The sequence below is a fragment of the Bowmanella dokdonensis genome (assembly GCF_017254865.1).
In the GTDB taxonomy this organism is placed as follows: domain Bacteria; phylum Pseudomonadota; class Gammaproteobacteria; order Enterobacterales; family Alteromonadaceae; genus Bowmanella; species Bowmanella dokdonensis.
In genome coordinates, this window is record NZ_JAFKCV010000351.1 from 1 (window position 1) to 292 (window position 292).

The window sequence follows — 292 nt, forward strand, 5'->3', positions numbered from 1 at the left end:
TTTGATATTCAGGATGTTGGGGTGCGTTATTACACCTATATCAGCTCCATGCATTACATGATGGAAGCGGCCGCTGAAGCCGGTTTACCTTTTATGGTACTGGACAGGCCCAACCCCAATGGTGACTACGTTGATGGCCCGATGTTGGAGCCGGAGTTCCGCTCTTTTGTCGGCATGCATGAAATTCCGTTGGTGCATGGTCTGACTGTAGGGGAGCTGGCCCATATGATCATTGGCGAAGGCTGGCTTAACACCGATAAGACCCTGTCGTTAACTGTGATTCCAATGCAAG

At 50.3% G+C, this 292-nt stretch carries 1 protein-coding gene; it reads left to right on the top strand.

What is annotated here, in order from left to right:
* On the top strand, positions 1–292 hold a 292-nt coding region (locus tag J0A66_RS22905), incomplete at both ends, for an exo-beta-N-acetylmuramidase NamZ domain-containing protein (RefSeq protein ID WP_206576086.1).